Here is an 18,190-nt window from a genome sequence, read left to right as displayed (position 1 = left end):
ACGCCTGACTCCATCTGTCCGGCACAGCCGACGGCCTCCGCTACCATGCGCGGAACGAGACCGGTCGGTTGTTTGGAATTATGCTAAACTATTGTTGTTGCTTGCTTTTCGTAAGCTCAGCCGTACGGGACGATGTGCGGGGACACAAGATCATCGCGCGCAAATCATCGTCCTGTAGCGAGTCGGCCACAGAACGTTTCGCAACTTTACGCTGTTCGCTCTAAACGAATACCCGTTCGTCGCTGCCGCCCATGGGACCGAGCACCGGGTGCCGGCCCGTTGGGTCTAGACGGTGACCTGGGTGCCCACCTCGACGACGCGGCCGGTCGGGATCTGGAAGAAGTCCGTGGCGTCGTTGGCGTTCTTGGCGAGCGTGATGAAGATCCGATCCTGCCACAGCGGCATGCCGGAATGGGCGGCCGGGCGGATCGAGCGGCGCGACAGGAAGAACGAGGTCGACATGATGTCGAACTTGAAGCCCTCGCGCTTGAGCAGGGTCAGGGTGCGCGGGATGTTGGGCGTCTCCATGAAGCCGAAGCGCATCACCACCCGGTAGAAGCCGAAGCCCACGGGCTCGATCCGCACCCGCTCGGCCTGGCTCGCGCGGGGCCGGTCCATGGTCTCGACGGTGAGCACCACGTTCTTCTCGTGGATCACCTTGTTGTGCTTCATGTTGTGCAGCAGCGCGGCGGGCGCGATCTCGGGGTCGCTCGTCAGGAAGACCGCCGTGCCCTTCACCCGCTGATAGGAGGTGCTCTTCTCCAGCATGCCGACAAGCTCGATCAGCGGCACGTCGGTCTTGCGGGTCTTGTTGAACAGGATCGTGACACCCCGCACCCAGGTCCACATCATCAGCATCAGGCCGCCGGCCAGCATCAGGGGCACGTAGCCACCCTCGTGCAGCTTCAGCAGGTTCGAGAGCAGGAACAGGGTTTCCAGCACGATGAAGGGCATGATGATCGCCGCCGACACGAGCGGCGAGAGGCGCACCACCTTCCACAGCACCACGTAGGCCATGGAGGCGGTGAGCAGCATCGTGCCCGTCACGGCGATGCCGTAGGCTGAGGCGAGCGCGGAGGAGGAGCGGAAGGTCACCGCCAGGACCACCACGCCGAGGGCGAGCAGAGTGTTGATCTGCGGCAGGTAGATCTGGCCCGAATGCGCCTCGGAGGTGTGGCGGATCTCCATGCGCGGCAGCATGCCGAGCTGGATCGCCTGCCGCGACAGGGAGAAGGCGCCGGTGATGACCGCCTGGCTCGCCGTCACCGTGGCGAGTGTGGCCAGCAGCACCATCGGGATCAGACCCCATTCCGGCACGAGCTGGTAGAACGGATCGGTCGTCTCGGGCTTGGCCAGCACCAGGGCGGTCTGGCCGAGATAGTTCAGGACGAGGCAGGGCGCGACGAGGCCGAGCCACGCCACCTGGATCGGGCGGCGCCCGAAATGGCCGAGATCGGCGAACAGGGCCTCGGCTCCGGTCACTGCCAGGAACACCGCGCCGAGCGCCACCAGCGCGCCGGTGCCGTGGCCGAGCAGGTAATGCACCGCGTACCAGGGATTGAAGGCAGCGAGCACGCCGGGATTACCGGCGATGTGGGGCAGGGCGGCGGCGGCCATGGCCAGGAACCACACCACCATGGCCGGCCCGAAGAAGGTCGCGACGCGGGCCGTGCCGTGGCTCTGGACCGCGAACAGGCCGAGGATGATCGCCACCGTGATCGGCAGGACGTAGTCGTCGAAGGCCGGCGTGACGAGTTTGAGCCCTTCCACCGCCGAGAGCACCGAGATCGCCGGGGTGATGACGGAATCGCCGTAGAACAGCGAGGCGCCGAGCAGCCCCAGCATGAACACGATCTTGGAGCCGCCCAGCGCGTGGCGGGCCTGGGCCATCAGCGAGAGGATCCCGCCCTCGCCGTTGTTGTCCATCCGCAGCAGGATCGCGACGTACTTGATCGTGACGATCAGCAGCAGCGCCCAGATGATGAGCGAGGCGGTGCCGATCACCTCCTCGGCGAGCAGGATGCCGTCGCTGCGCGAGGGGGCGAGCGCCTCGCGGAAGGCGTAGAGCGGGCTCGTGCCGATATCGCCGTAGACCACGCCGACGGAGCCGATCGTCAGCGCCCAAAAGCCCGCCTTGGCGTGGCCCTCGGCCGCCGCGTCGGAGGGATCATGCGCGCCGGCGGACGCCGCGACCGGGCCCCCTTCGCCGGGCGCCGGACCGCCCGCGGCGGAAGCGCCTGACGGAATCGGGCTCGCCGGACTTGTGCCGGCCGAACTTGTGCCGTCCGAATTTGGACTCGCGCCATTTGGGCTGGCAGGCTGGGTCATCGGGCAGGCTTGCCTGGGCTCGCGCGTCGTCCGGCCGGGTGTGCCGGAGTCGCATGAAGGGAATGCGTCAGTCGTGCGGATCGGTCGTGCCGGAGCGGACACCCGGTCGTGACGGAGCGGCTCGCCGGAGGCGGGGTGGCGCGTGTTCGGATCGCGAAACGCGGACCGGACATCACGGCGGCCGGAAAGGCGGAAGGCAGGTCGGAGCGGGCGACCCGTCCTGGAACGGAAAGACGGCCGCCCCATCCACCCGCGCGGGCGATGAAGGCGGCCGTCTCACCGAAAGAACTCACTCGGCGGCGTCGCGCTTGCCCTGGCCGAAGCGGCGCTCGATGTAGTCGATCACGATCGCCTCGAAATCCTTGGCGAGCGTCGCGCCCCGCAGGGTCATCGCCTTCTTGCCGTCGATGAAGACCGGGGCGCTCGGGCTCTCACCGGTGCCGGGCAGTGAGATGCCGATATCGGCGTGCTTCGACTCGCCCGGTCCGTTGACGATGCAGCCCATCACCGCGACGTTGAGCCCCTCGACACCCGGATAAGACTTCTTCCACTCCGGCATGGAGGTGGAGATCCAGTTCTGGATGTCGCGGGCCAGTTCCTGGAACGTCGTCGAGGTGGTGCGGCCACAGCCGGGGCAGGCGGCGACCAACGGCACGAACGTCCGAAAACCCATGGTCTGCAGCAGTTCCTGCGCCGCCTTCACCTCGACCGTCCGGTCGCCGCCGGGCTCGGGCGTCAGCGAGTAGCGGATCGTGTCGCCAATGCCCTCCTGCAGCAGGACGCCGATGGCGGCGGAGGCGGCGACGATGCCCTTCGAGCCCATGCCGGCCTCGGTCAGGCCGAGATGGATCGCGTAGTCGGAGCGGCGCGCCACCTCGCGGTAGACGGCGATGAGGTCCTGCACCGCCGAGACTTTGGCCGAGAGGATGATGCGGTCCTTCGGCAGGCCGAGCGACACCGCACGGTCTGCCGAGGTCAGAGCCGACTGCACCATCGCCTCACGCATCACCGCGCGAGCGTCGATCGGCGTCGGCGACTTGGCGTTCTCGTCCATCAGGTGGGTCAGGAGCTCGCCGTCGAGCGAGCCCCAGTTGGCACCGATGCGCACGGTCTTGCCGTACTTGATGGCCTGCTCGACGATGGTCGAGAACTGGGTGTCCTTCTTCTCCTTGAAGCCGACATTGCCCGGATTGATCCGGTACTTGGCCAGCGCCTCGGCGCAGGCCGGATGGTCGGACAGGAGCTTGTGGCCGATATAGTGGAAGTCGCCCACCAGCGGCACGTGCACGCCGATGCGGTCGAGCCGCTCGCGGATCTTCGGCACGGCCGCCGCCGCCTCGTCGCGATCGACCGTGATGCGCACCAGCTCCGAGCCGGCGCGGGCGAGCTGGGCGACCTGGGCCACGGTGCCGTCGATATCGGCCGTGTCGGTGTTGGTCATCGACTGCACGACGATCGGGGCGCCGCCGCCGACGGTGACCGCGCCTTCACCCTGTCCGATCTGCACGCCGACGGTGCGGTGGCGCGGTGCCGGCCCGGCGATCTCCGGGCCCTTCATGTTCGGGCTCTGAGAATCGAGCGGGTTTGCCAGGGCGTCGGGAGCTTCCATGACTTCCATCGTGCCTTCGCGGGTCAATTATCGTCCGCGCGTGCCGGCTTTCGGCGTCCCGCAGGCGCGGGCATGATCTTATCCGAATCCGGTGCGATCCGCGACCTGCCGCCGCGCCCGCGCGAACGGATGCGCAGCATGCCTCGATACAAGGCCGCTTCCATGTCGCATCCCGAGCCAGATGTCGAGCGTGCGCCGTCTCGATGCAAGGAGACCGATGCCGCCATGCTCGTTCTCTCCTATGGCATCGACGGCGCACGAGGCAAAGGACCGCACGAGCCATTCTATCGCAACGCATCATCTATGAGTGCATTGCAACAACCGCGCGAGCCACCATGGATACGCCTGTCTCCGAGCAAGCCGCCGAAACCGATCGGCCGGACACGCCGCACGATGACGCCCACAATCCGGCGACCGTCGTGCCCGTCCCGATCGCCGATTCGACGCGCGTCGGACACGGCTTCCGGGGGCTGGCCGGACCGCGGGCCGAAAAGGCGGTCTCGCTCGCTCTGCAGGGCGGCGGCTCGCACGGCGCCTTCACCTGGGGCGTGCTCGACGCGTTGATCGAGGATGGGCGCATCGCCTTCGAGGCGGTGACCGGGGCGAGCGCGGGGGCGATGAACGCCGTCGTGCTCGTGGACGGCTGGCTCGCCGGCGGCCCCGACGGGGCGCGGGCGGCGCTTGAGAAGTTCTGGCGGGAGGCGAGCCTGGATGCCGACCTGAAGCCCGCGCAGCAGAGCTGGATCGACGGCCTCTTCCATGTCTGGAAGGGCAATCCCTTCATCGAGATGTGGCTGAAGGCCGTCAATCCCGGCCCTTACACGGCCAATCCGCTCAACATCAATCCGCTGCGCGGGGCGCTGGAGCGCACGGTCGATTTCGACCGCCTGCGCGAGGCCGACACCGCCAACGTGTTCGTCTCCGCCACCAATGTCTGGACCGGCAAGCTCGCCGTGTTCGAGCGCGAGCATCTCACGCCCGACCACCTCATGGCCTCGGCCTGCCTGCCCACCGTGTTCCAGGCGGTCGAGATTGAGGGCGTGCCCTACTGGGACGGCGGCTATCTCGGCAATCCGGCCCTTTATCCCCTGCACGGGGCGAGCACCCGCGACATCCTGCTGGTGCAGATCAACCCGGTGGAGCGCCGCGAGACGCCGCGCTCGTCCCGCGACATCCAGAACCGGCTCAACGAGATCACCTTCAACGCCAACCTGATGCGGGAACTGCGCGCCATCGACTTCGTGCACGGCCTGATCGAGGAGGGCGGACAGGAGGTTCCGGGTCTGGAGCGGGTCTTCCTCCACCGCATCGACGGCACCGATGAGCTCGACGATTATGCCGCCTCCACACGTCTCGATGCCCGCTGGCGCGTCCTCGAGCGTCTGCGCGACCGGGGCCGCAGCGCGGCCAAGGCTTGGCTCGATGCGGGCTATGCCGAGGTTGGTGTGCGCTGCTCCGTCGATCTGAAAAAGGCCTATCAGTAGCGGCCGGCAACACTCCGAACGCCGGAGGGCCAAGTCACGGGTGGCCTCACCGCTCCATCGTCATTCCGGGCGCCGCAGGCGAACCCGGAACCGATGGCGGTCCGCCACGTCTCGACTGAGGCCGCGCCCGACGCATCACGGGTGGCTTCGAGCCTCGGCTCCGCGGCCCCGGAATGACGGACCTCGGTGAGAGCGACGATGACGAACCGCGCGTGTCGTATCAACGGCTCACAAAACCCTCTTGCGCCAAACCCGCTACGCACATAAAGATATCTTTATGTCTAGCGAGAGCAGTTCCAGGCAAAGTCTCGACCCCGCCCCGGTGCCCTTCGCCGAAGCGCTCGCCGTGCTGCGGGCAGCGGCGGAGGAGACGCGGCTGCGCATCCTCGCCCTGCTCGCCGAGGGGGAATTGTCGGTCTCCGACCTCACCGACATCCTCGGCCAGTCGCAGCCGCGTATCTCGCGCCATCTCAAGCTCTTGGTGGAATCGGGCCTAATCGAGCGCCACCGCGAGGGCGCCTGGGCCTTCTTCCGCCTGCGCGAGGCGGCCATCGGTTTCGTCGAGCCGCTGATCGCGGCTTTGGACCACGATGCCCCGCCGCTCTCGGAAGACCGTGCCCGCCTCGAATCGGTCCGGGCCCAGCGCGCCGAGGCGGCACAGGCCTTCTTCGCCCGGCTCGCCCCCAAATGGGATGGCCTGCGCTCCCTCCACGTGCCCGAGGCTGCCGTCGAGGCCGCGGTGCTCGACGCGCTCGGAGACCGGCCGATCCGTCACGTGGTCGATCTCGGTACCGGCACCGGCAAGATGCTCGGCCTGCTGGCGCCGCTGGCCGGCCGCGCCACCGGGCTCGATTCGAGCCATGCCATGCTCTCGGTCGCCCGCGCCAACCTCGAGCGGCTCGGCCTGTCGCGGGTCGACCTGCGCCAGGGCGACCTGCATGCGCCGCCCTTCGGCCGCGGCGGCTTCGACCTCGTGGTGCTGCACCAGGTGTTGCACTACCTCGACGATCCGGCACGCGCGCTTCGCGAGGCGGCGCGCCTCGTGGCGCCGGGCGGTCGCCTTCTCGTCGTCGATTTTGCACCGCACAATCTCGAACACTTGCGCGAAAGCCAAGCGCATCGCCGCCTCGGCTTCGGTGCCGATCAGGTTGCGGGCTGGCTGGTCCAGGCGGGCTTGTCCGACGTCGAGAGCCGCGACCTCGCCCCCGAGGACGGCACCGAACTGCCTCTCACTGTCACGCTCTGGCTGGCGCACGACGCCTCCGCCGGCATCGGGGCGGCCGAATCCGAACGCGCCGTGGCCTGAGCCGCGGCACCGCACGACGAAATGACTTCAAGAAGGGGACGACAGATGCCCAGCGCTTCCCGGCACCGCGCCAGCCGCGACGGCTTCCGCCCGATCCGCGTCTCGATCGAGTTCTTCCCGCCCAAGACCGAGGAGATGGAGAAGATCCTCTGGTCCTCGATCGAGCGTCTCGCGCCGCTCCAGCCGAAATTCGTCTCGGTGACCTACGGGGCCGGCGGCTCTACCCGCGAGCGCACCCACAACACCGTGGCGCGGATGGTGCGCGAGACCAATCTCAAGCCGGCCGCCCACCTCACCTGCGTGAACGCCACGCGGGAAGAAATCGACGCCGTCGTGCAATCCTACTGGGATGCGGGCGTGCGCCACATCGTGGCCCTGCGTGGCGATCCGGCGGAGGGCGTCGGCCACACCTACCGGCCCCATCCCGGCGGCTACGCCCAGACCTGCGACCTCGTGGCCGGCATCAAGCGGATCGGCGACTTCAAGGTCTCGGTCTCGGCCTACCCCGAGAAGCATCCGGAGGCTGCCTCGCTCGATGCCGATATCGACGCGCTGAAGGCCAAAGTCGATGCCGGCGCCGATCAGGCGATCACTCAGTTCTTCTTCGATAACGAGATCTATCTGCGCTACCTCGACAAGGTGCGCGCGGCCGGCATCGACATCCCGATCATCCCGGGCATCCTGCCGGTGCAGAACTTCAAGCAGGCGGCCAGCTTCGCCCGCCGCACCGGCGCCTCGGTGCCCTACTGGCTTGCCGCCCGCTTCGAGGGCCTCGACAACGACATCGAGACCCGCCGCCTCGTCGCCGCGGCGGTGGCCGCCGAGCAGGTGCTCGACCTCGTCGACGAGGGCGTGGAGGACTTCCACTTCTACTCGATGAACCGCTCGGATCTCGTCTACGCGATCTGCCATCTGCTCGGCCTGCGCTCGCAGGCCCCGGCCAAGCCGGCGGCGAAGGCGGCGTAAGGCACCTCGCGCTGCGTGGCGAAGCGAAGGCCATCCGAGGCAATCCGGCCACAGGCTGCGCCAACCAGGCGGGTTGGATGGCTTCGCCCACGCCCGCGATGACGGCACGAGGCCAAAAGAGGTATCGAGGCGTCGCCTCGAATCGCACACCCGACAGACAGAGCCCAAACCGCCTCCGGTCATCGGCATCGCGGCTTCTGGGATCACTGCGAGATAGCAAGAATGACCGCTTTCCCCCCCGTCGACGGCACCGAGATCGAGCGCGCGCTGCGCCAGCGCGCCTCGGAAAAGATCCTCGTCCTCGACGGGGCGATGGGTACGGTGATCCAGCGCCTCAAGTTCACGGAAGAGGATTTCCGGGGTGAGCGCTTCAAGGATCACGGCCACGATCAGAAGGGCAACAACGACCTCCTGATCCTGACGCAGCCCGACGCGATCCGGCAGATCCACCTCGACTACTTCCTCGCCGGCGCCGATGTCTGCGAAACGAACACGTTCTCCGGCACCACGATCGCCCAGGCCGATTACGGCATGGAATCGATCATCCACGAGTTGAACGCGGAAGGTGCACGCCTCGCCCGCGAGGCGGCGAAGCTCGCGGAAGAGCGGGACGGCCGCCGCCGGTTCGTCGCCGGCGCCATCGGCCCGACCAACCGCACGCTATCGATCTCGCCGGACGTCAACAATCCCGGCTACCGCGCCGTCACCTTCGATCAGGTCAAACAGGCCTATGTCGAGCAGGTGCGCGGCCTGATCGACGGCGGCGCCGAGCTGATCCTGATCGAGACGATCTTCGACACGCTCAACGCCAAGGCGGCCATCGCCGCCGCGTGGCAGGTGTTCGACGAGACCGGCATCCGCCTGCCGATCCAGATCTCGGGCACCATCACCGATCTCTCCGGCCGCACCCTGTCGGGCCAGACGCCGGCGGCGTTCTGGAACTCGCTGCGCCATTCGAGCCCGCTCACCTTCGGCCTCAACTGCGCGCTCGGCGCCAAGGAGATGCGCGGCCACATCGCCGAGCTGTCGCGCATCTGCGACACGCTGGTCTGCGCCTATCCGAATGCGGGTCTCCCCAACGAATTCGGCCTCTACGACGAGAGCCCGGAGGCGATGGGCAAGCTGGTGGGCGAGTTCGCCGCCTCAGGGCTCGTCAACATGGTCGGCGGCTGCTGCGGCACCACGCCGGACCACATCCGCGCCATCGCGGAAGCCGTTGCCGACAAGACGCCGCGCAAGATCCCGGAAATCCCGCGCCTGATGCGCCTGTCGGGCCTGGAGCCCTTCGTGCTCACGAAGGAGATTCCCTTCGTCAACGTCGGCGAGCGCACCAACGTCACCGGCTCGGCCAAGTTCAGGAAGCTCATCACCAACGGCGATTACGCCGCGGCGCTCGACGTCGCCCGCGATCAGGTCGCTGCCGGCGCCCAGGTCATCGACGTCAACATGGACGAGGGCCTGCTCGACTCGCAGAAGGCGATGGTCGAGTTCCTCAATCTGGTGGCCGCCGAGCCCGACATCGCCCGCGTGCCGGTGATGGTCGATTCCTCGAAGTTCGAGGTGATCGAGGCCGGCCTTAAATGCCTGCAGGGCAAGCCGATCGTGAACTCGATCTCCATGAAGGAGGGCGAGGAGAAGTTTATCGAGACCGCCAGGATCTGCCGCTCCTACGGCGCGGCGGTGGTCGTGATGGCCTTCGACGAGCAGGGGCAGGCTGATTCCTACGAGCGCAAGGTCGAGATCTGCACCAAGGCCTACAAGATCCTGACCGAGCAGGTCGGCTTCCCGCCGGAAGACATCATCTTCGACCCGAACATCTTCGCGGTCGCCACCGGCATCGAGGAGCACAACCCCTACGGCGTCGCCTTCATCGAGGCGACCCGCACCATCCGCGAGACCCTGCCGCACGCCCACGTCTCAGGCGGAGTCTCGAACCTGTCGTTCGCCTTCCGCGGCAACGAGCCGGTGCGCGAGGCGATGCACGCGGTGTTCCTGTTCCACTGCATCAAGGCGGGCATGGACATGGGCATCGTCAATGCCGGCCAGCTCGCCGTCTACGACGAGATCCCGGCCGAACTCCGCGAACTCTGCGAGGACGTGGTCCTCAACCGGCGCGAGGATTCCACCGAGCGCCTGCTGGAGGCCGCCGAGCGGTTCAAGACCGGCGCCTCGGCGCAGGCCAAGACCGCCGACCTCTCCTGGCGCGAGGCCCCGGTCGCGAAGCGCATCGAGCACGCGCTGGTCAACGGCATCACCGAGTACATCGTCGCCGACACCGAGGAGGCGCGCAAAGAGGCCGAGCGTCCGCTCCACGTCATCGAGGGCCCGCTGATGGCCGGCATGAACGTGGTCGGCGACCTGTTCGGGTCGGGCAAGATGTTCCTGCCCCAGGTCGTGAAGTCCGCCCGCGTGATGAAGCAGGCGGTGGCCTATCTCGAACCCTTCATGGAGGAGGAGAAGCGGGCCAATGGCGGCGACGGCAAGCGCCAGGCCGCCGGCAAGGTGCTGATGGCGACCGTGAAGGGCGACGTCCACGACATCGGCAAGAACATCGTCGGCGTGGTTCTGGCCTGCAACAACTACGAGATCATCGATCTCGGCGTGATGGTGCCGGCCGCCAAGATCCTCGAGACGGCGAAAAAAGAAAATGTCGACATCATCGGCCTCTCCGGCCTGATCACGCCCTCCCTCGACGAGATGGTGCATGTGGCCGCCGAGATGGAGCGCGAGGGCATGGAGATGCCGCTGCTGATCGGCGGCGCCACCACCAGCCGCGTCCACACGGCGGTGAAGATCCACCCGGCCTACGAGCGGGGCCAAGCGGTCTACGTGACCGATGCGAGCCGCGCCGTCGGCGTGGTGTCGAGCCTGATCTCGAAGGAGACCCGCGGAACGACCATCGAGCGGGTGCGGGCCGAGTACGCCAAGGTGGCGGATGCCCATCGCCGCTCCGAGGCCGACAAGCAGCGCCTGCCGCTCGCCAAGGCGCGCGCGAACGCCTTCAAGATCGACTGGTCGGGCTACGCTCCGAAGAAGCCGACCTTCACCGGCACCCGCGTTTACGGCTCTTACGAGGTGGCGGACCTCGTCCCCTACATCGACTGGACGCCGTTCCTGCAGACCTACGAGTTCAAGGGCCGCTACCCCGCGATCCTCGACGATCCGGAGCAGGGCCCGGCGGCCCGCGCCCTGTTCGAGGACGCGCAGGTGATGCTCAAGCAGATCGTGGAGGAGCGCTGGTTCAACCCGAAGGCGGTGATCGGCTTCTGGCCGGCCAACAGCGTCGGCGACGATATCCGCCTCTTCACCGGCGAGAGCCGCTCCGAGACGCTCGCGACCTTCCACGGCCTGCGCCAACAGCTGTCGAAGCGCGACGGACGCCCCAACACCTCGATCTCGGACTTCGTCGCGCCGGCCGAGACGGGGATTGCCGACTATGTCGGCGCCTTCGTGGTGACAGCCGGGCTCGAAGAGGTGCGCATCGCGGAGCGCTTCGAGCGAGCCAACGACGATTACCGCTCGATCCTCGTCAAGGCGCTGGCCGACCGCATCGCCGAGGCCTTCGCCGAGCGCATGCACGAGCGCGTCCGCCGGGAGTTCTGGGGCTACGCACCCGAAGAGAACTTCACCCCGGATGAGTTGGTGCACGAGAAGTACGACGGCATCCGTCCGGCGCCGGGCTACCCGGCCCAGCCCGATCATACGGAAAAGGTCACGCTGTTCGATCTGCTCAAGGCCGAGAGCCGCATCGGCGTGAAGCTCACCGAATCCTACGCCATGTGGCCGGGCTCCTCGGTCTCGGGCCTCTATCTCGCCCATCCGGAGGCGCATTACTTCGGCGTCGCCAAGGTCGAGCGCGATCAGGTCGAGGATTATGCCGGGCGCAAGGGGATGGACATCGCCGAGGTCGAGCGTTGGCTCGGACCGATCCTCAACTACGATCCGGTCCGCTACCTCAAGGCCGCGGCCGAGTAATCACGCCGAACGGGCGAGGTTGATTAGGTCACACCCGGCGCGGGATCGCTCCCGCGCCGCCACTTTCCCCTTGCCGAGGGGCGGTGGAGCACGGCACGCCTTCCGTTCGACCCGCGGGGCTGCCCCGCCTTCGACAGGAAGTCCCGATGCGTCCCACCCTGATTGTCCTCGCCGCCGCCCTTCTCACGGGCGGGCTCTCGGCCTGCAACAGCACCGATTCCGGCGGCCCCGGCCTGTCCTCCGCCTTCGAGGCGAGCAACTTCCGCCGGTCCTCCGACACCAACGGCACCCAGACCCGCCGGGACGTGAACCGCGCCTACACGCAGCCCTCGCTGCCCTCGATCGCCAACCGCGGCTTCTGACCCCGAACGGCGTCAGCGCCGCCGCAGCCGCCGCAGGCTCTGGGCTGCCGCCCAGAGCCGCGGCGAGCGCTTGATCCGGTGCTTGAGCCGCACCGCGACCCGTGAGGCGAGGGCCAGCGCATGGCTCGCCGGGCTCACCGGCACGGTCTGCTCCACGAGTTCGATGGTCTCGTCGCAGGTCTTGGCCTTGTAGCCCGCCTCGCCGACGCCGAGGTCGAGCGCCCGGCGCCCCCGCGCGGCCTGATCGCCGACGAGCCGGTGCAGCAGGATCTCGCCGGGGCTGAACCGGCCGAGTTCGGGGTCGGTGTCGAACGAGGTCCACATCCCGCAGAAGCGGGCGCCGTCCACCGCGCCGCCGAAGGTCGCCAGGATGCGCCCGCTCTCGGAGGCCACCAGGGCATGAACCTCGATCGCCGGCGGAGCGCCCGGCGCGGTGGCGGCGGCGATGAAGCGGCGCACCGCCGCGTCCGCATAGGGATCGGCGATGCCGAGATCGGCGAAACGCGCGGCTTTCTGCGCGTAGAACGCGGCCTGGATCTCGGCCGCCGCCTCCGGCGTCTCGGCGACGCGGTGCTCGATCGCGCCTAAGAACTCCACGAGCTTGCGCTCCTTGGCCCGCAGCTTCTTGCGGGTGTCGCCGCTGAACACCCGGCGCAGGGTGGCCTCGGCATCGGGGCCGAGCAGCATGCCGTAGGCGTCGCTCGGTGCCGGCAAGCCGCCCCCGGCCAGCGGGTTCGGGGTTCCGTCCCAGAAGCGCGGCTGGTTGCGGAAGACGAAGGCGTCGATGCCCGCCGCCCGGCCGGCATCCGTGAGCGCCGCCGTCAGATCCTCAGCCGGCATCGCCGCCGCCTCGCGGGAGGCGAAGAGCGGCATGTGGAAATTGGCGTGCCGGTCACCGATCACCCGCGCCACCCGCAAGGGGCCGCGCCGCCCAACGGTGAGCGGGAGCAGCACCCGCGCCCGCCCGAGCGGGTCACGCAGCACGAGGATGCGGATCGCCTCGCCCGCATCGATCCCGGCGGCGCAATAGGCCGCCACCCAGTCGAAGCGCTGGTAGGGCGTCATTAGGACGGCCGGATCGGTCTCCAGTGCCCGCCACAGCCCCTCGGCCGCGGTAAGCTCCGAGAACACCTCCGCGGTGAGGCCGCCCCGGCCTCGCACCGCCTGCGTCGGCCGCCCCAGATCCTCGGCGAGAGCCACCATGCCCGTCATCCCCGGCGCCTCTGCCCGTCGGACGCAGGCCGCGCAATCCCGGAGGACCCTGCCTGCCTTGTCCTGAAACAGCGGTTGATGCCGCGCCCCGATCTGCGGGAATGGGTAACGAAAGCTTCTCGCGTCCGCCGCTAGGCTTCAGCCGATGCCGGGGCTGCCCGGTGCCTGAGTCCTGACGCGCCATGCTGTCGCCCCGCACCCGACACCGCCTGTTCCGCGCCGGCTTCCGGGCGATCACCGCCGCGGGCGCCGACCGCTGGCTCGCCCCCGCCGCCCGCGGGCGCGGGGTGATCCTCACATTCCACCACGTGCGCCCCGAGCCGGTGCCGGGCTTCGCGCCGAACGCCCTCCTGTCGATCACCCCGGCCTTCCTCGACCGGACGCTGAGCCTGCTCGCCGCCCGCGGCTTCGACCTCATCGGCCTCGATCAAGTGCCCGAGCGGCTCGCGGCACCGGAGGGCGGGCGCCCCTTCGCAGTGCTGACGTTCGACGACGGCTACCGCGACAATGTCGAGCACGCCCGGCCCGTGCTGGCCCGGCACGGGGCGCCCTGGACGCTGTTCGTGACGAGCGACTTCGCCGAGGGGCGCGGGCGGCTGTGGTGGATCGAGCTGGAGCGGGCGGTGGCGCGGCTCGACGCGGTGCGGCTCGGCTCCGGCCTCGTCCTGCCCGCCCGGACCGATGCGGAGAAGACGGCGGCCTTCGAGACGGTCTACCGCACCCTGCGGGCGGGACCGGAGCCGATGCTGCTCGACGAGATCGCCCGGCTGTGCCGCGAGGCCGGGTTCGCGCCGGGCGGCCTTGCCCGCGAACTCTGCCTGACCTGGGCGGAACTGCGCGACCTCGCCCGCGATCCGGCCGTCACGCTGGGCGCGCACACGCTCACGCACCCGATGCTCGCCAAGCACGAGGCCGGTTTCGCGGAGCGCGAGATCGCCGAGAGCCGCGCGCGGATCGAGGCCGAGCTGGACCGCCCGGTGCGGCACCTGTCCTATCCCGTCGGCGATCCGACCTCGGCCGGGCCACGGGAATTCGCAACGGCCAAGAGACTCGGCTTCGCCACCGCGGTGACGACCCGGCCGGGCCATCTGTTCGCGGAACACGCGGAGCATCGCCATGCCCTGCCGCGGGTCTCGGTGAATGGGCTGCACCAGACCGAGGCCGCGCTGGCGAGCCTTCTCTCCGGCGTCCCGTTCCTGGCCTGGAACCGCGGACGGCGCCTCAACGTGGCCTGAGAGACACTCAGGCGGGAACGCCGCCTCAGCGGCGCCGGCGGCGCGAGCGCGACGAGCCGGTGTCGCTCACCCCCGTCCCGGCATCGACGCTGCCGACATCGAAGCTGGCGCTGGCCCGGCCGCGGCGGCCGGAGCGCCGCCCGCGGCGCCGCGCCGGCTCGACATCGGGCTCCTCGATCGAGGGAATGCCGGGGATCGTCGCGGTCGAGGCAACCGACGCGGTGCTGGAGGGGGCGTCCACCCCGCTGGCATACCCGCCGCCGCTCGCGACGTTCCGGGCCGGGGGGCCGAACATGGCGAGGCACTGGTTGTAGGCGAGGTCGTTCTTCAGCCGCTCGCATTCCGCCATCGAGCGCGGCGTCCCCTGAGCCACGGCATTCGGGACGGCGAGCAGCAGGAGCGAGGCGGCGAGAAGGGCGGGCTTGAACGAGAGCGCGGGACGGCGCGGGGAGGGGCGCATGAGCGGCGGGCGACCTTCGGGAACGAACCTTGAGCGTAGGACGTCCCGCCTTCTTGCTGGGGAGTGCGGCGAAAAAAGGGGCCCGCTGTGTCCGGCCTCGTCCGAAAGCTCCGCGCGTCGTCTTCTTCCGAAAGCCGGCGGTCCGCTTGTCAGACGATTCTCTAATCGTCCGGCCGGTCCATCCAGCGGATCAGCGGCATCAGCGGGAAGATCCAGGCGATGCCGAGGATCGAGTAGATCACCGTCTGCACCGCCGGATGGGTTTCCGAGATGCGGCTGTCGGCGAGCGCCATGGCGAGCGGCGCGTAGACGATCACGAAGGCGAGGATCCCGAAGGTTCCGAGCAGGGTGCGCGTGCGGCGGCGCATGGGGGGGACCTTCGATCTCTCTCGCGTCGGGACGGCGCGCCGGTCCGCGCGCCGAAACGGGTCGTACCGATCCTGCCCGGACGCCGCAATGCAGGGGGGCATGCGTCATCGCTCGCGTTGCACGCCAGGGGCCGCTTCCCGTAAGCCACACCCGAACCTTCCCGGCCGCCGGACCTGACGCGCGAGACCATGAGACTGTCGACCCATCCGTCCCTCGACCGCTTCGACGCCGTCCCGGCGGCCTCCTACCGTCCCGGACACGGCCCGGTGCGCGCGTGGCTCTATCTGCTGGCCGTGCTCGTAGTGGCGATGGTCGCCATCGGCGGTGCGACCCGGCTCACCGGCTCGGGGCTGTCGATCACTGAGTGGCGGCCGGTGACCGGCGTGGTGCCGCCGCTCAGCGCGGCCGACTGGGCGGTGGAGTTCGACAAGTACCGCGACACGCCGCAATACCGCATCCTCAACCAGGGCATCGGGCTCGACGGTTTCAAGACGCTCTACTGGTGGGAATGGGGCCACCGCCTGCTCGGGCGGATCGTCGGCCTCGTGTTCTTCCTGCCGTTCGCGTGGTTCTGGATCCGCGGCATGCTCGGGCGGCGCCTCCTGCTCGGCCTCCTCGGGCTCGGCCTGCTCGGCGGTCTGCAGGGCGCCATCGGCTGGATCATGGTGGCCTCGGGCCTCCAGCCCGGCATGACGGCGGTGGCGCCGCTCAAGCTCGCGCTCCACCTCACCACCGCGAGCCTGATCCTGGCCGGCCTCGTCTGGCTCGCCGCTGGCACACGCCCGATGGCGCTCGCCCCGGCCCCTGAGTCAGTGCGGCTCTTCGCCGGCCTGCTGCCGGTGCTGGTGCTGATCCAGATCTGGCTCGGCGGGCTCGTCGCCGGCTCGAAGGCGGGCCTGCTCTACAACACCTGGCCCGACATGGACGGCGTCCTCGTGCCGCCGGCCCGGGTGCTGTTCGACAAGGTGCCCTGGATCGAGAACTTCATCGACAACCTCGCCCTGGTGCAGTTCAACCACCGCCTCTTCGCCTATCTCGTCGTGCTGGCGGCCATCGCCCACGCGGTCCAGTCCCTTCGCGCGGCGCCTGCCGTCGCCGGGCGGGCGATCGGCGTGGCGGTGCTCGCCACGGCGCAGATGGGCCTCGGCATCGTCACCCTGCTCCTGCAGGTGCCGCTCTGGGCCGGGCTCGCGCATCAGGTCTTCGCCATGGCGGTGCTGATCATGGCGACCGTCCATGCCCGCCTCAGCCTCGGCGTGCCCGCCGCCGCCGCACCCGCGGCGGGGGATGTGCCGATCGGCCTGGAGACGCTCGCCGGCCGCGGCGCCTGAGGAGGCCCCCATCGCGTGGGCGCGATGGGATCCGCCGAAATCGAAATCCGCCCTTCCGAACGGATCAGCCGGATTTGGCATAAGACACGCCTGCCTCACCCCGTCCGAATGGCGTGAAACCTGCCTCGCTCCGGGGCAGGGTCACGAAATCTTCGCCATTGGTCCCGATGCTGGAAACCGCATCTTGGCCGACTGCGATGCAGCATAAAATTCGGCTTATCTTGCGGCGCAATCGATGGAGGCCAGTCGTCGTAGCGACAATTTCGGTGGAAGATAGCCCCCTCAGTAGTTGGACGATGGAACGACTCGCAGCTCTATAGAATTAAATAGCTCGCCAGCATGGGAGCAGAGGATGTTTCTGGCCGAGGACGGACGCCCGCTTGCGTTGACCTGGAACTACACACCGCGCGAATTGCGGGCGGACGGTGCGGTCCACATCGCAGGTCTCGTTCTCGGGCTTCTCGGAGCGGTCTGCTTGGTCGCCACCGCGACATTGACGCATCTCGGCTGGATCGAACGGGCCTCTCTGCTGGTCTACGCCACCGCGATGCTGGCCATGCTCGGCGCATCTGCCGCCTACAACATGTGGCCGGTCAGTCCGCGCAAGTGGATCCTGCGCCGTCTCGACCACGCCTTCATCTACCTGATGATCGCCGGCACCTACACGCCGGTGGTGGCGCTGGTGGGCGCCGGCCCGGTCGCCTGGACGCTTCTCGCCCTGATCTGGACCGTGGCGCTCGCCGGCATCGCCATCAAGATCCTGATGCCGGGCCGCTGGGACCGGGTCTCGATCGTGCTCTACCTGATGCTGGGCTGGAGCGGCGTGCTCGCCTACGAATCGGTCATCTCGGGGCTCACCCCTTCGGCGCTCGGGTTCCTCGCCGTCGGCGGCCTGCTCTACTCGGTGGGCGTGGTGTTCCACGTCTGGCGGACCCTGCCGTTCCAGAACGCGATCTGGCATGGCTTCGTCCTCGCCGCGACCGCGTGCCATTACGGAACGATCATGGCGAGCGTGCTGAACGCCGGGGCGTAAATCCCCGCCTCGGATTTCGCTTCAGGCCGGCTCGGAGATGCTGCTGCCTTCGCCCAGCGTATCCGAGGCCCGCTCGACGGCGCTGATCGCATCGAGCAGATGCTGCACGCTGCGCTCCACCTCGATCCGCGGCCGGTCCATATGGGCGGCCCGCGCCACCAGTCCTTCGAGCTGATCCAGCACGGTCAGAAGGTCGCCCGCAACGGCCGCCACGTCGCAACCGGCGCGGGCCGGCGTCACGGGGGCAGGGCGGCGGAAAGGGATGATCGTGCTCATCGCCATCGTGTGTCGCGAAAAGGCGGGCGCATGACCACCCGCCGACCGGGCGTCATCCACACCCAAGCCGCCGCGCGCGGTCGCCAAAAGGGAGTTCCTGCCGCAATTGGTGAGTTTTTCGTCGAAAGCGTGGCTTGCATCCGCGGCACATGGTCAAGCTTTAGCGCCGTGGCACGGGGCGACTGTCTGAGGCGCTCTCCCTGTTTCCCGTCTCAGCCCTCATCGTCGGCGGCCGCCTTCGCGG

General features: G+C 68.7%; 14 protein-coding genes. 8 read left to right on the top strand and 6 right to left on the bottom strand.

Features of this window, described 5'->3' with window-relative positions; translation table 11 throughout:
- Positions 1-285 precede the first annotated feature (285 nt).
- Both LPC10_RS08930 and ispG read right to left on the bottom strand, forming a co-directional pair.
- Positions 286-2,328 (bottom strand): potassium transporter Kup, encoded by a 2,043-nt coding sequence (locus LPC10_RS08930; protein ID WP_231346369.1) that lies wholly within the window; start codon positions 2,326-2,328, stop codon positions 286-288.
- A 289-nt stretch (positions 2,329-2,617) separates the two neighbouring features.
- Entirely contained in the window at positions 2,618-3,946 is a 1,329-nt protein-coding gene (ispG, locus tag LPC10_RS08925; RefSeq protein WP_108939711.1) for a flavodoxin-dependent (E)-4-hydroxy-3-methylbut-2-enyl-diphosphate synthase, read from the bottom strand.
- A gap of 326 nt (positions 3,947-4,272) precedes the next feature.
- Here ispG and LPC10_RS08920 point away from each other — a divergent pair, with 326 nt between their 5' ends.
- The 5 genes from LPC10_RS08920 to LPC10_RS08900 all read left to right on the top strand — a co-directional run bounded on the left by LPC10_RS08920 (position 4,273) and on the right by LPC10_RS08900 (position 12,030).
- Positions 4,273-5,421, top strand: coding sequence for a patatin-like phospholipase family protein (locus LPC10_RS08920; protein ID WP_231346367.1), 1,149 nt, complete (start codon positions 4,273-4,275; stop codon positions 5,419-5,421).
- Between the two features lie 277 nt (positions 5,422-5,698).
- The gene (locus tag LPC10_RS08915; protein WP_231346366.1) at positions 5,699-6,727 is read left to right on the top strand and encodes a metalloregulator ArsR/SmtB family transcription factor; all 1,029 of its coding nucleotides are present in this window, start codon (positions 5,699-5,701) and stop codon (positions 6,725-6,727) included.
- A gap of 45 nt (positions 6,728-6,772) precedes the next feature.
- Complete coding sequence (metF, locus tag LPC10_RS08910) at positions 6,773-7,693, top strand: methylenetetrahydrofolate reductase [NAD(P)H] (RefSeq protein ID WP_231346365.1); 921 nt, start codon at positions 6,773-6,775, stop codon at positions 7,691-7,693.
- Between the two features lie 222 nt (positions 7,694-7,915).
- On the top strand, positions 7,916-11,668 hold the full coding sequence (gene metH, locus LPC10_RS08905) for a methionine synthase (RefSeq protein ID WP_231346364.1): 3,753 nt from the start codon (positions 7,916-7,918) through the stop codon (positions 11,666-11,668).
- 146 nt (positions 11,669-11,814) lie between these two features.
- Positions 11,815-12,030 (top strand): hypothetical protein, encoded by a 216-nt coding sequence (locus LPC10_RS08900; RefSeq protein WP_231346363.1) that lies wholly within the window; start codon positions 11,815-11,817, stop codon positions 12,028-12,030.
- 12 nt (positions 12,031-12,042) lie between these two features.
- On the opposite strand, the gene LPC10_RS08895 is transcribed toward LPC10_RS08900, so the two are convergent.
- Complete coding sequence (locus LPC10_RS08895; RefSeq protein ID WP_231346362.1) at positions 12,043-13,233, bottom strand: GNAT family N-acetyltransferase; 1,191 nt, start codon at positions 13,231-13,233, stop codon at positions 12,043-12,045.
- A 191-nt stretch (positions 13,234-13,424) separates the two neighbouring features.
- Between LPC10_RS08895 and LPC10_RS08890 the strand changes: the two genes are divergently transcribed.
- Positions 13,425-14,477, top strand: coding sequence for a polysaccharide deacetylase family protein (locus LPC10_RS08890; RefSeq protein WP_231346361.1), 1,053 nt, complete (start codon positions 13,425-13,427; stop codon positions 14,475-14,477).
- A 25-nt stretch (positions 14,478-14,502) separates the two neighbouring features.
- On the opposite strand, the gene LPC10_RS08885 is transcribed toward LPC10_RS08890, so the two are convergent.
- Both LPC10_RS08885 and LPC10_RS08880 read right to left on the bottom strand, forming a co-directional pair.
- Positions 14,503-14,937, bottom strand: a complete 435-nt coding sequence (locus tag LPC10_RS08885) for a hypothetical protein (RefSeq protein WP_231346360.1) — start codon at positions 14,935-14,937, stop codon at positions 14,503-14,505.
- A gap of 161 nt (positions 14,938-15,098) precedes the next feature.
- Positions 15,099-15,305: a DUF2842 domain-containing protein gene (locus LPC10_RS08880; protein WP_009863569.1), complete on the bottom strand. Its 207-nt coding sequence runs from the start codon at positions 15,303-15,305 to the stop codon at positions 15,099-15,101.
- A 189-nt stretch (positions 15,306-15,494) separates the two neighbouring features.
- Here LPC10_RS08880 and LPC10_RS08875 point away from each other — a divergent pair, with 189 nt between their 5' ends.
- Together LPC10_RS08875 and LPC10_RS08870 are read left to right on the top strand one after the other, a co-directional pair.
- The gene (locus LPC10_RS08875; RefSeq protein WP_231346359.1) at positions 15,495-16,637 is read left to right on the top strand and encodes a COX15/CtaA family protein; all 1,143 of its coding nucleotides are present in this window, start codon (positions 15,495-15,497) and stop codon (positions 16,635-16,637) included.
- 352 nt (positions 16,638-16,989) lie between these two features.
- Positions 16,990-17,670, top strand: a complete 681-nt coding sequence (locus LPC10_RS08870) for a hemolysin III family protein (protein WP_231346358.1) — start codon at positions 16,990-16,992, stop codon at positions 17,668-17,670.
- Positions 17,671-17,691: 21 nt separating this feature from the next.
- Here LPC10_RS08870 and LPC10_RS08865 read toward each other — a convergent pair whose 3' ends face one another.
- Positions 17,692-17,952, bottom strand: a complete 261-nt coding sequence (locus LPC10_RS08865; protein ID WP_133088238.1) for a hypothetical protein — start codon at positions 17,950-17,952, stop codon at positions 17,692-17,694.
- Between the last annotated feature and the right edge of the window lie 238 nt (positions 17,953-18,190).

This window comes from Methylorubrum sp. B1-46, from assembly GCF_021117295.1.
Classification (GTDB): Bacteria; Pseudomonadota; Alphaproteobacteria; order Rhizobiales; family Beijerinckiaceae; genus Methylobacterium.
The sequence above is the reverse complement of the archived record's forward strand: the minus strand, read 5'-3'. Positions and strand labels throughout refer to the sequence as shown.